Source organism: Marinobacter sp. 2_MG-2023 (genome assembly GCF_030546935.1).
Lineage (GTDB): Bacteria > Pseudomonadota > Gammaproteobacteria > Pseudomonadales > Oleiphilaceae > Marinobacter.
In genome coordinates this window covers 738,328-751,931 of the sequence record NZ_JAUOPH010000002.1, presented here as the reverse complement: position 1 = coordinate 751,931, position 13,604 = coordinate 738,328, and the positions used below count along the sequence as shown (strand labels likewise).

Annotated in this window: 15 protein-coding genes; 7 read left to right on the top strand and 8 right to left on the bottom strand. The window is 55.0% G+C overall.

Annotated features, from left to right (window positions below; translation table 11 throughout):
* Positions 1–2,196, bottom strand: coding sequence for an FAD-dependent oxidoreductase (locus tag Q4501_RS07190; protein ID WP_303595400.1), 2,196 nt, complete (start codon positions 2,194–2,196; stop codon positions 1–3).
* Between the two features lie 183 nt (positions 2,197–2,379).
* Here Q4501_RS07190 and Q4501_RS07185 point away from each other — a divergent pair, with 183 nt between their 5' ends.
* From Q4501_RS07185 to Q4501_RS07170, 4 genes are all read left to right on the top strand, one after another.
* Positions 2,380–3,000 (top strand): RNA polymerase sigma factor, encoded by a 621-nt coding sequence (locus Q4501_RS07185; RefSeq protein ID WP_303595398.1) that lies wholly within the window; start codon positions 2,380–2,382, stop codon positions 2,998–3,000.
* On the top strand, positions 2,994–3,254 hold the full coding sequence (locus Q4501_RS07180; protein WP_303595397.1) for a zf-HC2 domain-containing protein: 261 nt from the start codon (positions 2,994–2,996) through the stop codon (positions 3,252–3,254). The genes Q4501_RS07185 and Q4501_RS07180 overlap by 7 nt, the downstream gene beginning before the upstream one ends.
* 125 nt (positions 3,255–3,379) lie before the next feature.
* The gene (locus Q4501_RS07175) at positions 3,380–3,790 is read left to right on the top strand and encodes a hypothetical protein (RefSeq protein WP_303595396.1); all 411 of its coding nucleotides are present in this window, start codon (positions 3,380–3,382) and stop codon (positions 3,788–3,790) included.
* A gap of 86 nt (positions 3,791–3,876) precedes the next feature.
* Positions 3,877–4,632: a YiiX/YebB-like N1pC/P60 family cysteine hydrolase gene (locus Q4501_RS07170; RefSeq protein ID WP_303595395.1), complete on the top strand. Its 756-nt coding sequence runs from the start codon at positions 3,877–3,879 to the stop codon at positions 4,630–4,632.
* Positions 4,633–4,721: 89 nt separating this feature from the next.
* On the opposite strand, the gene Q4501_RS07165 is transcribed toward Q4501_RS07170, so the two are convergent.
* The 4 genes from Q4501_RS07165 to Q4501_RS07150 form a co-directional block, all read right to left on the bottom strand.
* Complete coding sequence (locus Q4501_RS07165; protein WP_303595393.1) at positions 4,722–5,378, bottom strand: c-type cytochrome; 657 nt, start codon at positions 5,376–5,378, stop codon at positions 4,722–4,724.
* Positions 5,379–5,429: 51 nt separating this feature from the next.
* Positions 5,430–5,993: a DinB family protein gene (locus Q4501_RS07160; RefSeq protein ID WP_303595391.1), complete on the bottom strand. Its 564-nt coding sequence runs from the start codon at positions 5,991–5,993 to the stop codon at positions 5,430–5,432.
* 88 nt (positions 5,994–6,081) lie between these two features.
* Positions 6,082–6,411, bottom strand: a complete 330-nt coding sequence (locus Q4501_RS07155) for a hypothetical protein (protein WP_303595389.1) — start codon at positions 6,409–6,411, stop codon at positions 6,082–6,084.
* Between the two features lie 82 nt (positions 6,412–6,493).
* Entirely contained in the window at positions 6,494–8,905 is a 2,412-nt protein-coding gene (locus tag Q4501_RS07150; RefSeq protein ID WP_303595388.1) for an amylase, read from the bottom strand.
* 155 nt (positions 8,906–9,060) lie between these two features.
* Between Q4501_RS07150 and Q4501_RS07145 the strand changes: the two genes are divergently transcribed.
* Positions 9,061–10,440: a DsbA family protein gene (locus Q4501_RS07145; RefSeq protein WP_303595387.1), complete on the top strand. Its 1,380-nt coding sequence runs from the start codon at positions 9,061–9,063 to the stop codon at positions 10,438–10,440.
* A gap of 174 nt (positions 10,441–10,614) precedes the next feature.
* Here Q4501_RS07145 and Q4501_RS07140 read toward each other — a convergent pair whose 3' ends face one another.
* Positions 10,615–11,373: a S9 family peptidase gene (locus tag Q4501_RS07140; protein ID WP_303595386.1), complete on the bottom strand. Its 759-nt coding sequence runs from the start codon at positions 11,371–11,373 to the stop codon at positions 10,615–10,617.
* 81 nt (positions 11,374–11,454) lie between these two features.
* Between Q4501_RS07140 and Q4501_RS07135 the strand changes: the two genes are divergently transcribed.
* Positions 11,455–11,652 (top strand): hypothetical protein, encoded by a 198-nt coding sequence (locus Q4501_RS07135; RefSeq protein WP_303595385.1) that lies wholly within the window; start codon positions 11,455–11,457, stop codon positions 11,650–11,652.
* A gap of 107 nt (positions 11,653–11,759) precedes the next feature.
* Complete coding sequence (locus Q4501_RS07130; RefSeq protein ID WP_303595384.1) at positions 11,760–11,912, top strand: hypothetical protein; 153 nt, start codon at positions 11,760–11,762, stop codon at positions 11,910–11,912.
* 268 nt (positions 11,913–12,180) lie between these two features.
* On the opposite strand, the gene Q4501_RS07125 is transcribed toward Q4501_RS07130, so the two are convergent.
* Positions 12,181–12,375, bottom strand: coding sequence for a hypothetical protein (locus Q4501_RS07125; RefSeq protein WP_303595382.1), 195 nt, complete (start codon positions 12,373–12,375; stop codon positions 12,181–12,183).
* Between the two features lie 14 nt (positions 12,376–12,389).
* Positions 12,390–13,604: a YeeE/YedE family protein gene (locus Q4501_RS07120; protein WP_303595380.1), complete on the bottom strand. Its 1,215-nt coding sequence runs from the start codon at positions 13,602–13,604 to the stop codon at positions 12,390–12,392.

The window sequence follows — 13,604 nt, the reverse complement described above, 5'->3', positions numbered from 1 at the left end:
TCAGCGCTCGGTTACTTTTATACGGTTCGCCGGAACGGTCGGGCTTTTACCCCGGCGCCAGCCGTGTAATTTTTCCAGCAGTTTCAGAATACCTTCAGGGGCGTGGGCGCGTTTCCACTCACCAGCTGCGTACTTGGCCGACTCATTCCAGGTCGGGTAGGGGTGAATAGTGCCCAGAATCTTGTTCAGCCCAAGGCCATGCTTCATCGCCAGCGTAAACTCCGCGAGGATTTCACCCGCATGAGAACCAACCACAACCACCCCAAGGATCTTGTCTTTACCCGGTGGCGTCAGGATCTTTATAAAACCGTAATCTTCACTTTCAGCAATAGCGCGATCCAGGTCATCCAGGCCATATCGGGTAATTTCGTAAGCAACACCCTGGGCTTGAGCTTCCGCCTCACTGAGCCCGACCCGAGCCACCTCTGGCGAAGTAAACGTTACCCAGGGCATTACCCGATAATCTACCCGAAAGCGTTTGAACTGCCCGAACAGGCCATTAACCGCCGCATACCAGGCCTGATGAGCAGCCGCATGAGTAAACTGATAGGGGCCTGCCACATCACCACAGGCAAACACGTTGGGGTAGCGAAGGCTCATATCGTCTTCAACTGGCACGGTCCCATTGCGCAGAGTTTCAATACCAATATTTTCGAGCCCCAGACCTTTGGTGTTCGGGGCGCGACCCACTGCGACCAACACCTGATCAAAGGCAATACGAACCCGCTCGCCTTTGTGCTCGCAGTAAACGACTTTCTCACCCTCTTCAATGGCGAATTCCCTGGCCGCGTGTTCCAGGCGAAGGTCGATACCATCGCTCTCAAACTGGGTTTTTATCAGTTCCGAGACATCGCTGTCTTCTTTAGCCAGCAACCGGTCACCCATTTCTACCTGAATTACCTGGCTCCCCAAGCGAGCAAACGCATGGGCCAGCTCGGAACCGATCGGACCACCACCCAGAACCAGCAAGCGCTCTGGCTGTTCCTGCAGTTCCCATAAATTGTCAGAGTTCAAAGGCGCCATTTCTGAAAGCCCTGGAATCGGCGGCATGGCCGGCTTTCCGCCAGTGGCAACAATTATGCTGCGAGCGGTCAATCGCTCGATACGGCCGTCGTTATGCCTGACTTCCAGCTCCCAGGGAGATACGAAGCTCGCCTCTCCCGAGATGCAATCCACACCCAGCTTGCTGTACCGCTCCGGGGAATCATGGGGTTCTACCTTGGCAATCACTTCTTGAACACGGTTCATGATGTTCTTGAAGGAGCCTTTCACCGGCACCGACTCCAGCCCATAGCGGTTAGCATGGCGCATGGTATCCGCGGCCTTGGCACTGCGAATAAGGGCTTTCGATGGCACGCAGCCAGTGTTCAGACAATCGCCGCCCAGCTTGTGCTTTTCAATCATCCCCACTTTCGCTTTCACCGCTGCAGCGATATAGGCGGACACCAGGCCTGCCGAGCCACCGCCAATCACCAACAGGTTGTAGTCAAAGCTCTCAGGCTTCTGCCAGCCGGCATAAACCTTGCGACGGCGGATGAAGCCCACCACGAACTTTGCAATCAGAGGGAAGAGCCCGAGCAATGCAAAAGAAAGCAGCAGGTCTGCGGAGACGATATCACTCGTAGACTGGATCTGACCCAGTTGCGTTCCGGCGTTAACGAAAACAAAAGTACCTGGAAGCATGGCAATCCAGCTTACCAGAGCGTAAGTGCGCAGCTTCATGGCTGTCAGGCCCATGGCCAGGTTAATCAGGAAGAAGGGGAACACCGGAACCAACCGCAGCGTTGCGAGATAAAACGCACCGTCTTTTGAAATTCCCCGGTCCATCTTCGCTACGGTTTCCGCGTAGCGCTTGCGCAGCGTGTCCCGCATGAGGAATCGGGCCACCAGAAACGCCAGGGATGCACCCAGGGTTGAAGCAATAGAAACCGCAATCAGGCCATAAAAATTGCCTAAAAAGGCACCACCTGCCAAAGTCATTATGGTAGCCCCTGGCAAAGACAGGGCTGTGACTACCACATAAACAGCAGCATAGCCGACCACGGCGATCAGAAGATTCTGCTCAATCCATTGTGCCAAAGCGCTCTGGTTCGCCTGCAGATTCTCCAGGGTGAGCAACTTGTGCCCGTCGAAGCCGATAAAAGCGGCAACAACTACCGCTATGACCAAAAGAAGTAAGAGCTTGCTACGAGTCATATCCATGCCTTTTAAAATATAGGAACCAGTATGTTGATTTCATTCAGACACGGTCATCCGTTGAATGTTACACGCTACTGAAAAATATTTTTGAGTGATCGCTCCAAAATACAGGAACTTTCCCGGAATCAGAAACACTAAAAACAAAATAATCTCCTAACGCCATACAAGGGACGACGTTCCATGGACACTGCCACCCACCCCGATCCTCAAGGTTCGCTGATCGAAGATCTGAAACGAGGCAATTCATTCGCCTACAAAGAAGCCGTACGGGAATACTCTCCCGGTATGCTGGCAGTCGCCCGGTTTTACCTGGATCACTCCAGCGCTGAAGAAATTGTCCAGGACTGCTGGGTTACGGTGATTGATGCCATTCAGAAGTTTGAAGGCCGCTCTGGCCTGAAAACCTGGCTGCACCGAATTGTCGCCAACCGCTGCAAGAACAAGCTCCGATCCATTAACAGGGAAGTAGCTACTGACTTTTCAGAGAGCCTCGACCCGGAGCTTGCCGACCGTTTCAATGCCAAAGGCCGCTGGGACCTGCCACCAAAACTAAAGTTCCACGAATCTGCTGACACACTTATGGAAAATGATGCGCTCAGTGGCTGCCTGGACAAACACCTGTCGGCTCTGCCAGAAACCCAGCGTTCGGCCCTGATGCTGTACGAAGCCCATCAGCACAAATCTGAAGATGTCTGTAACATTCTTGATATCAGTGCATCTAACCTCCGTGTACTTTTACACCGCGCGAGGCAGAAGATCTTTCTGATGGTTGAAACGTTTCAGGAGACAGGAAAATGTTGATGTGCAGGGATCTGGCAGACATAGCCAGTGACTACATAGATGGTGAACTCACGAGCCGACAGAACCTGTCCGTGAAAATGCACCTGATGATGTGCAAACATTGTCGGACCTTTATCGGCAATCTGCGCGCGAGTACCGATCTTTTAAAGGTGCATTCATCCGGACGGGAAAATGAAGAGCTGATTCGAAAAATAGATGAGCGGGTGGCTGAGGCCCTCAGGGAAAGAAAGTCTGACGGCGGCACTCGCGAATGACGTAACACAGGCTGCAGTGCGATCTCCGCTACCCCAATCGTTTCAAAAAACTCCCCTTTGGTGGAACTCTGTATGACCGCACCTGTCACTGGAGCGATCACTCAAAAACCACAAAGGAAAAAAGAATGCCCAAACAGCTACCTCTTGCCCTGCTGCTGCTCAGACTCGGCGTTTTTATTGTATTTCTGTTCTGGACCCTGGACAAACTGGTGCAGCCTGAACACGCGGCCAAAGTCTTTACCGCGTTCTATGGGCTAGGAAGTCTTGGAGAAAGCGCTTTTTATGCAATAGGTATCGCCCAACTGGCACTGATTCTCGCCTTCGTCGCAGGGCTCTTTAAAACCTGGACCTACGGCGCCATTCTGGTGTTCCACGGGGTTTCCACCCTCGCGTCATTCAGCAAATACCTCCAACCTTTCGACAACCTCATATTCTTCGCTGCCTGGCCAATGCTGGCGGCCTGTGCCGCCTTATTCCTGTTACGGGATTACGATACCCTTACGCTTTCCCGGAAACCGACTCCCGCCCTTGCCTAGCACCATGCATTGGCGACTTGTGTAACAGATGCCCCGATTGTCTGTCTGTGTTATCAATATAAACAGATTTACGACCGGGGTACTGCATGTTTCTTAACTGGCTGTCGAGGCGCTTGGCTGCCTATCTTTCCAAGCAGGTAGCGCAACACTCCGTGCCGACTTCAACCTATGAAGCGCTGGAAAAGGCGCTCAGGCCCGGAGACGTCCTGCTTGTAGAAGGTAATACACGCGTCAGCGTCGCGATAAAGTACCTGACCCAGTCAACCTGGTCTCATGCTGCGCTTTACCTCGGGCCGAATTCAGGTTTGGGTATATCGGAAGATGGCGAACCTCACACCCTGATCGAGGCGGATCTGGAGTTCGGTATTCGTCCCCTGCCGCTCTCCTATTATCGAAATAGTCATACCCGTATCTGCCGCCCTGTAGGGCTGGATGACGGCAACATGCGTATGCTAACCGATTACGCACTGAGCCGGTTGGGGGACCAGTACGACATGAAGAATGTGTTTGATCTGGCGCGCTATCTTATCCAGACACCGCCGGTACCTGCCCGGCACCGGCACAAATTGCTGTCGCTTGGAAGCGGCGACCCCACACGAGCGATCTGTTCCACGTTTATTGCCGAGGGTTTTCAGCGTTTGCGTTACCCGATACTTCCGACTGTCGACACAATACCTTCAGACGACCCGAGCTGCAGGGGCTGTATTCGCGAGCATTACCGTATCCGGCACACATCCTTGTTCACGCCGCGAGATTTTGATGCATCTCCGTATTTCCGGATTATCAAACCAACGCTGGAAAACAGCTTCGATTTCAGGGCCATCAACTGGGCAAATCTTTAACCTGTCCCAGTTGCCAGCCAACAAAAAAGGGTGGGGGTTCTGGCCCCACCCAAGGTCGACAAAAATCTTACTGATGCAAACCAACGTAGTTACTTGTCGATGAATTTCTTTTGCTCCGTTCGTGCGTATTCAGTCAGCGCAGCCAACTCCTCGGACCCCCATTCCAGAGGCTCCGCTGCCATCGGAGCCACCATGCAGATCTGGACCATTTCATCCAGGTGCACCATGTCCATCCCAAAGTCACGCTTGCCCATGGCCACGAAATGCGGGTACTCGTCCTTGAAGGTGGGGTTATAGAGCATGCCATTTGTATGGCAAGTGGCACACGCAAGGCCGTTTGAGGACAGGCTGGTGTCGTTGAACAGCTTCTCACCCTTGGCTCTCAGTTCGGCCACATTGCCCTGGTAAGGTGTGTAACCTTCAGGCCGGCGCACCGCTTTCTTGAGACTGGCCGATACACCCTCTCCCTCAGCCTCGCCTTCCGCTTCGCCCTCGGCGTGGCCCTCTGCTTCACCTTCTCCTTTAGCAAAGTCTTCTGCCTCAGCTTTGGCTTCTCCTTCTGCTTCGCCTTTTGCTTCGCCTTCAGCCTCACCCTGCGCCGCTTCGGCGGATGGAATCAGCTCCACAAAAGAGCCGGAACCCGTGTTGAAACCCGCTACAGTCACTACCGTCATCATGGGAAGCGTCACCATGAGATTTCGCGACAGTTTGCGTAAAAGTTCTTTTCGATTTTTATTTGTAGACATATCAACAACCTCCGGTCGTATTTTACCCTTATTCAGGGTGTGCTCAGGGCCTCAGGCGCTTCTAGCCATGCCCGAAACCTGCCTTTCCATATAACGCAACGTCGAGGGATGGACCCCGAATTCTGCATTGACTTCCACACCTGCCTGCTCAGCAAGCATTCCGATAATCGCCATGTGGTGAATGGTGTGGCTGGCCAGAAAAACCAGTTCACGATCGACACTGGTGGTTACCACGTGCCGCTGGCCCTCACTGCTGTGCAGCATCGCAAGTTCACTGCAATACTCTGTTCCAAATCGGGTGCGCAATTCCCGTAAAATGTCTGACAGGCGGCGCCCCCCAGCCCGCCGATCTGTTTCCAGTGCCGGATCCCGGTGCCGGTTTTCATAGTCGAGCAATGCCCCTGGGCAATCAGTGGCCGACAACAAGGCGCTGTAGTGATCGATGATGTGACGAACGTGCTTGCCAATCACATGCTGCTTCCTGTAACCAGAGCTTTGCCGGTAAAGGTTCCCGGGCAACGCTTGCAACAAGTTGACGAGTTGCCCGATGGCATGGGCATTTTCTTCAACAATGTCGCTCACGTCCCGACGCTTATCTGAAACTGGCTGTGTCATGGTATTTATCCGTTTGCTGTTGCTCTGTTAAGCACTGAAAGCGACCGAGTGGACACAAGCGTTACTCATGCCCACACCGGACAATATCTCAGCTCTTGGCCTTTCCTTCGGCCTCGCCTTCCCCTTCTCCCTTGCCGTCATCCTTGCCATGGCCTTTCTTCTTGGTTTTGCCTTCAGCTTCTCCTTTGGCTTCACCTTTGCCTTCGGCTTCACCTTCTCCATAGCCCTTCTTCTTGGCTTCACCCTCGGCTTCCGCCTCTCCAGCGGCAAGCATCAGGTAGCCGGGCTCCGCTGTAACGTCAGCGGCTGAGACGTTGAACGCCGAGGCGCCTATAACGACTGCAAACACGGGGCCCGTGTAGGCCATGCCCCGGGCAAGCTTACCGAGCAATCTCTGTTTCTGCGTTTCTCTGGACATGATGCGTCCCCTTTGCTTTTCACGTTATTGCCAGGTTGTATGCCTGGCCTCCCAATATCCGGATATCGAAGAATATTTATACTCAACGGCTCCCGGATGCCTTTTGCGGTGTTCTCACGGAACACTGCCCGGAAAGCGTTGCAGCAGCGGCCTCCGGATTATTCATATCAACCAGATAGCGTTCGCAGCCTTCCAGCCACTCTGCGAGCCTGCTGAAACCACCGGTATCCAGTGGCCGCCCGTCTTCGGAACAGCAGTTGGCAATGAGGTGTCTGAGCGCCTCATTTACGGTCATGGCCTGTACACCGCTTTTGTCCTCGATTGGCTCGCTCGTGGGGACAAGTACCGCAAGTACCTGGGCGAAGTTGCCCGTCATACCCGCCATTGCGGGCAGGAGCATTCCCTCCAAGTCGGGGGCCTGCAGGGGCAAACCCAGCCCTTCAATGTGATCGTCTCCGGAGGCTTTCAGAAGCGCCCCGCGGCCATAATCAGCACGCCAGTGGGCAGACAGAGCAAGGGTGAGCGCGTCACGCAGGGTTGGCTCACTATGGCTGACCATATACATCGGGCCAGCCTGATCGGGGCCGGCAACCAGGCCGGCGTCTATAGCGATGTCATCGTGTTTGGCGGCGTGCGTTGCCAGGCAGTTTGCAAGGGCGGGCGTGACAGCCGAAAGCGGCAATCGTGGGTGGAGCACCTGACCATCGAGAATCAACGTGAAGCCAGGCGTATCCCGGACAATTTCGAGCCGGGGCAGCGAGTCTTTTCCCGCCTCGTCGGACACCGCCATTGGCTGTAACAGGTTTTCAATCCGATTGACCAGCGCTGCACTGTCGGTGAAGAATCGAGCGCGGAAGCGACCGCAGGCCAGCACCATCGACATCATCGCGGATGTCTCCGGGAATGGCGGCTGGACAGATTCCAGCGCAACCCGTTCGGCCAGGTGATTCTCAGATTGCACCAGAAAACGGTTGTTAACCCAGTCAGCCAGTGTATTCCATACATCATTGCGGATAGCCCAGGCTTCCGGGGCCACAGGCATACTTTTGAAAGCGGAATCTACCAGCGTCGACGCAATATCATCCGGCCCGGCACCTTCTGTGGCCATCAACCAGATCAGTGAGGCGGTCTCGTTCAGGCTACTCAGGTGGCCCAGCCGGGTGTCGTAGACATAGACCTGGTCTTCACTGAACGTCTCCTCGGACATCCACCGTTCAAGACGAGGCTGCTTCACCGGACGGTCGGAGAGCGCTTGGGCAACCACCCAGTCAGCCAGCCGAGGCAGGGCCATAAACGGCAGGTATACCGTAGGATCCGACCCCGGTATCAGGTTTTTGAAACCACCACTGTTGGCTATTTCGGCCTGGGTTTCCCGAACCAGCCGCTCCGCCATGAAACCGGCAGAATCGGCAGAATCGGCAGAATCGGCAGAATCGGCAGAATCGGCACCAGCAGGCCGGTTAAGGCCAAGCATTTCAACCATATCCCCTATCAGGGCGCCTTTGATGCCTTCCTCAATGTCGCCGCCACTCTCAGGGCCGGCACAGACTCCCAGAGACGGGCTGAGGTTACACTCCAGGATCCAGGGCTTGAGGTTGCCGTCGACGAGGCAATCAATGCCCATAAGTTCATAACAGCCCCGGGTGTCGGCGCCGATAACTCGTGAGCGCTCGCGCATGGGCTCCAGAGCTGCCAGGCAGGTCAGGGCAACCATATCCTCGATTTTGGTGAATAGCGCCTCGTCGTCATGGCCCTGCTCCCGTAACCAGGCCCGGTAGCGCTCGAAATCCACGAATTCCACCGGCACATCAGCCTCAAGGTTCAGAGCGTTGACATCAGGGTTGGTCAGGTAACTGTACGGATTATTTGCGTTTTCTTCGTCGTAAGGCGCCGACGCGAGCTTGGCAAACCCCTGGTGGTACAGGTAAACCCTGAAGGGCGAAATAGACGACACCAGCACATACAGGCGCAGCACATATTTTCGACCATGCATGGTATGGGGATTTTCAAGATACTCCTGAACCATCCAGGAGGACTCCATGGGCACGTCCGCCGGGTCACCCACCAATTGGACACCTTTTCCGCGGGCGGCATTCTTGGGTTTGAGAATCCAGCGTTTGTCCGGGTTCTGAAGTGCCGCCTGCTGGAAATCGTGATAATCCTCGGGCATGGAGAAAACTCCGGGGACGAAAGCCAAGCGCTCCGTCAGGTGCCCGCCGCCTTTCTCCTGCCGCTCCATTCGTTCCCGCAGCTCCATAAGGCTTTGGTGCAGACGGCTTTTCACCGTGAGGGCATTGTTTCCGGGAATATGGTTAATTTTTCGTTCCGGCCCCACCTGGCTGAAAAACTCCGGGTCTGGCATACCGGTATACCAGCATGCATGCCATTGTTCGGAGGTCTCTGCCTGTTGCCACAGGGATTTGTCGAGGGATTCGTCAAAAAAGCGGTCTTCCTCGTAGGACCTGTTGCCACCCATCCAATAGTGCCGAGTCATCTTGTCGCGCTCTCCGTTCCGGTTACTCACTGCCTCGGTAGCTTCCAAGGTATTGATTGTTCGCGTTTCACCGGTAGAGACACATGAGAAGTGCAACTGTTACAGTACGTAAGGAACTGTCTGTTCAATCAATAACAAATAAAGAGACTCCTCCTATGCATCGTCCGGTCAAAGCGGATCTTATGCCCTGGTTCGCCCGCGCATTTTCCAGCCCGTACCGATATGCTCTGCAACGATCCATGCACAAAGCTCGGGCAAGGCTGCGAGGCGAGAGCGACCTTGTTCGGGTGTTCGTGAATCCCCGAGACCCTTTCGGGCTAACCTTGTTGCAGGCACTTGTTCAATTGCAGGAGCACTATGGGGTGCGCATCCGGCTCCATACCGTTTGGCAGTTGGATGAAGAAATGTTCCCCGAGCCGGCGCTGTGGGGCTCGTGGGCTCAACAGGACGCCACCCGGATCGCCAAACTGTATAACCTCACGCCGCCTGACCGGCCAACGCCACTCTCGGAAACCGAACTCAAGGCCGCCACCGCCCGGCTGCTTCAGGCCGAACACGCCAACGACGGACTCAATACCGCTGCCCGCTTATTGACGGACCTCTGGAGTTCCGATTCCCAAAGCAAGCCAGGTTCGGGACCTACAGATCTTGATAATCAAACCCTGCTCGATAATGAAAAAATGCTTCGGCGGCTCGGCCACTATCAGGGCAGCATGGTTTGGTACCTGGGTGAGTGGTTCTGGGGCGTAGACCGGCTGGACCATCTTGAACGAAGTCTCACCGATCAAGGGCTGAACCGGGATGCCTCAAGGGCGATAACCTATACGCGCACCTGGGCTGATTTAACAAATATCGCCACAAGATTACCCGATGGCCATCCGGCCGCCGAGACACCTCTGGATGTGTTCTTTTCCATTCGCAGCCCCTACTCCTACCTCGGCCTGGAACGGGTAATCCTGCTGGCGAAGGCATGGAATATACCTCTGCAACTGAAGCCGGTGCTCCCCATGGTGATGCGCGGACAATCGGTACCCGATGCCAAGAAGTGGTACATCTTCCACGACACAAAAAGGGAAGCCGACAAGCTGGGCATTCCTTATGGCTTTGTCGCTGACCCTCTCGGGCCTGGCGTGGAAAGGTGTTATGCCCTGTTTGAATACGCCCGCTCCCTGGGCCGTGAAATCGAGTACATGCGTAGCTACGCCCGGGCCGTCAATGCCGAAGGCATCCGCTCGGAAACCGATGCAGGCTTGAAAGTCATCGTAGAGCGCGCTGGATTGGAATGGCAGAAGGCAGAGACTTTGTTAGATGACCAGAGTTGGCATGAATGGGCGGAAGTAAACCGTAAGGCAATGTATGACTGCGGGCTTTGGGGCGTCCCGAGTTTCCGCTATGGAACCTTCAGCTGCTGGGGTCAGGACAGGCTCTGGCTAATTGAGGAGGCCATCAAAAAAAGGGTGGAGACCAGCTCCACCCAAGGGGTTTGCGACCCGACCAACAATGCAAAGGTTACAGAGAGCCAGAGCGACAATTAAGGAAAGTCGTTCCATATCTCATGACCTACTGACAGGCGAACCTGCAAATTGTTACAGAATCAGTGCCGGCTTTTTTACCCGCGCAAGTGCCGAATCAACACCCTGGAAGACGACGGGAATGGCAAGGTATCGGCGACCAGGTTCAGCCCCGAATGCCAGACTAACTCCGTAACGTTAGAGGTACCGGCTGGACCAGGCCACGAGCATATCCGCAACGTATTCCGCATCCGCAGCTTTTGATAGCAGATGGTCGGCATTATCAAGAGAAATAAAGCTTTTGGGATGCTTGGCCGCCTGATAGATAGTGGCCGCTTCGTTGATACCCACAACCTCATCAACCGGCGAATGGAAAATAATCAGTGCCTTACGCAGATTACCGATGTGGTCCGGTGTATTCCATTGCACCAGATCATCCAGCATCTGCGATTTTACATTGAATGTCCGACCGGCCAGGGTCACTTCGGCTTCACCGGACTCACGAATCTCGTCGGCCTTGCTGTCAAAAAGATGCTGGACGTGATGGGCGGTAGCCGGCGCCCCGATGGTGGCAACGGCTTCAAGGGACGGCATGCGCTGGGCTGCTGCCAAAACCGCGGCGCCTCCCAGGCTGTGACCAATGATCATTCGCGGCGCCTCGTAGTGTTGCTTGAGGAATTCGCCGGCCGCCAGCAAATCCTCGATGTTGGAGGAGAAATTGGTATTGCCAAAATCCCCGTCACTGTTGCCCAACCCGGTAAAGTCGAAACGCAACACACCAATGCCCTGCTTCACGAGGGCGCGCCCTATCCGGGACGCTGCAGCAATATCCTTTCCACACGTAAAACAATGGGCGAATAGGGCCATAGCATAAGGCTTGCCCTCGCCCGGCAACTCCAACAAGCCCGCAAGGTTCTGGCCCTGAGCATTTGCGAACTCCACTTTGGATCTCGTCATAGTGTTTTTCCTTGCCCGTTAAGAAGGTCTACTGTTAGTAGACTACCAAGCAGTGCCAATTGTTACAGGACAGACCACGAAATGAAGTTTTTCTTTCGTGAGAATCGCTGCCCTATCCCATTATCGCCCCTCGGTACCCTGGCGATACTCATGCTACTGCTGGGTGGCTGGTCGACGGGCACACTCAATACCGAGCTGAGCGGCACGTCCACGGCAGCCCACTATGACTTCGAATCGCGACTGCCCGGCCAGAAACGTCAGCGTGCAGAAAATCTGTAATCCTTTGATCGCTCGTGTGTCCATAGCGTGAACTCCACACCGCAGAATGTTGACTGAACTCACAGCAACAGGAGTGTGGCCGCTGACCAAAGACGGAGAACAGCATCATGAAAACATTAACACTGATAACCGCCCTCATTGCCTTCACATTTGGCGCAACAGCACATGCAGAAGGAGTAAGCGCGGAGGATATCGAGCGCGGAAACAACCCATCCACCTTCCATATCCAAGAGGGTGAAAGCCAAGGGTCAACCGGATAAGCGGTGAAGCACACGAACCTCAGGCCTCCTGGGGTTCTGTTTGCCATATAGAGGTAATCAATGAGTCGTCGAGCTTCAGTTGGTTAAGCATCAATGGAGAATGCGTATGATAAAACGCAACCCGGGACGGCTCACTGCCATCTTCACGCTGTTGGCTTTCCTGCCTGGCAGGCAGGGCAAACGCCTAACCCGCCTTCGTGTCAGGTGGCCAGCAGATGGAAATTCTGGCCACCAACCCCGTGTGAAAGAGTACCGGCTAGTTTGTCAGTCAGTCTCGTGTTGAAGGGCAGGGTGCTCCACATGGCGCACAGGCCGTTTCATCTCGCTGGCTCAACGCTGTTTGCACGTTGCCTTGCCCGGAATTGAACGCAAAGGTGGGGCTGCTCAGGTGGTCTGCCATAATCAGCACCAGAATAATCCCGAGCATTACCAGAATGCGGACGGGGCTGTAAGCTCGTTCCATGTTCTTCTCCCGCTTCAGTTGGGCAGCCGAAACCAGGGCCGCAGGCGTATTCCAAGCAGTGACCCGGAAAAGGCACAGACAAACCAGATCCAGGCGTGCAGGCTGGCTGACGCAATACCTGAAAACAGCGCCCCGATGTTGCAGCCAAAGCCCAAACGGGCCCCATAGCCCAACAACAGTCCACCGACTACGGAAGCCAGAAACTGGCGACCTTCAGGCCGACTACGGCTCGCCTCGTTAAAACGGTTCGCCAGGCCTGCCGCCAGCATGGCACCGAGCAACAAACCGAAGTTCATTACCGAAGGCGCATTGGTAAGCATGGAGTCTTTCAAGGCCATGGCGGGGTATTCCCAGGTCCAGAACTCGAACTGGGACATATTCACTCCCATCACTTCCATAGCTTTGGCGCCCCAAACGTTAAAGGCAAACGTGATACTCCAGGGAGCACCGCTAAGGGCCAGAGTTAACGCGTTCCCAGCGGCCAGAATCAAAATCGCCCAGGTAAACGGCCAGCGACCACTGATCAGCGTTCGGAAGACACCATGTTCCTGGCCTTTCCAGAGTAGCTCGCCACGCTCAAGGTTGCCGTGTGCCTTGCGCTCAACCCGGTTAACCCAGCGGGCAATCAGGCCCAGACCCAGAAGCTGAACAATAATTGCTCCACTGACCCCAAAGGTGTTGACCAGTGGCACCGGGTCGAAGCCCGGCTGATCCAGCCACCAGGGTAGATGGATGGATCCAAGCACAGTACCGGCTATAAAAAACACCAGCGTTACCACCATGCGGATATTGCCGGCACCTACCGTAAACAAGGTGCCGGAACCACACCCCCCACCAAGTTGCATGCCAAGCCCGAAAATAAAGGAGCCCACAACCAGGGAGGTACCTACCGGAGCAACAGCACCCACAAGCCCTGCCTGCCCGCTGTAAAGCATGGGCACCATAATCAGGGAAGAGAGCCCAAACAGCATGAGTTGTGCACGCATTCCGGCGCCGCGCTTTTTAACTACCAGATTGCGCCAACCTGCCGTAAAGCCGAATGCACCGTGATACAAGGCCATGCCCAACACACTACCAATTACAAATAGCGCCACCATGAAGGGCGCAGTTTCCAGCCATATCAGCCCACCCAGCAAAGCAAGGCCTGCCAGCGCGGTTGCTACGATAAATCGATCCACCTGCCAGCCAGGCTGCTGAAGCCCGGTCTGAAGAACTGCAGAATCTGTCAT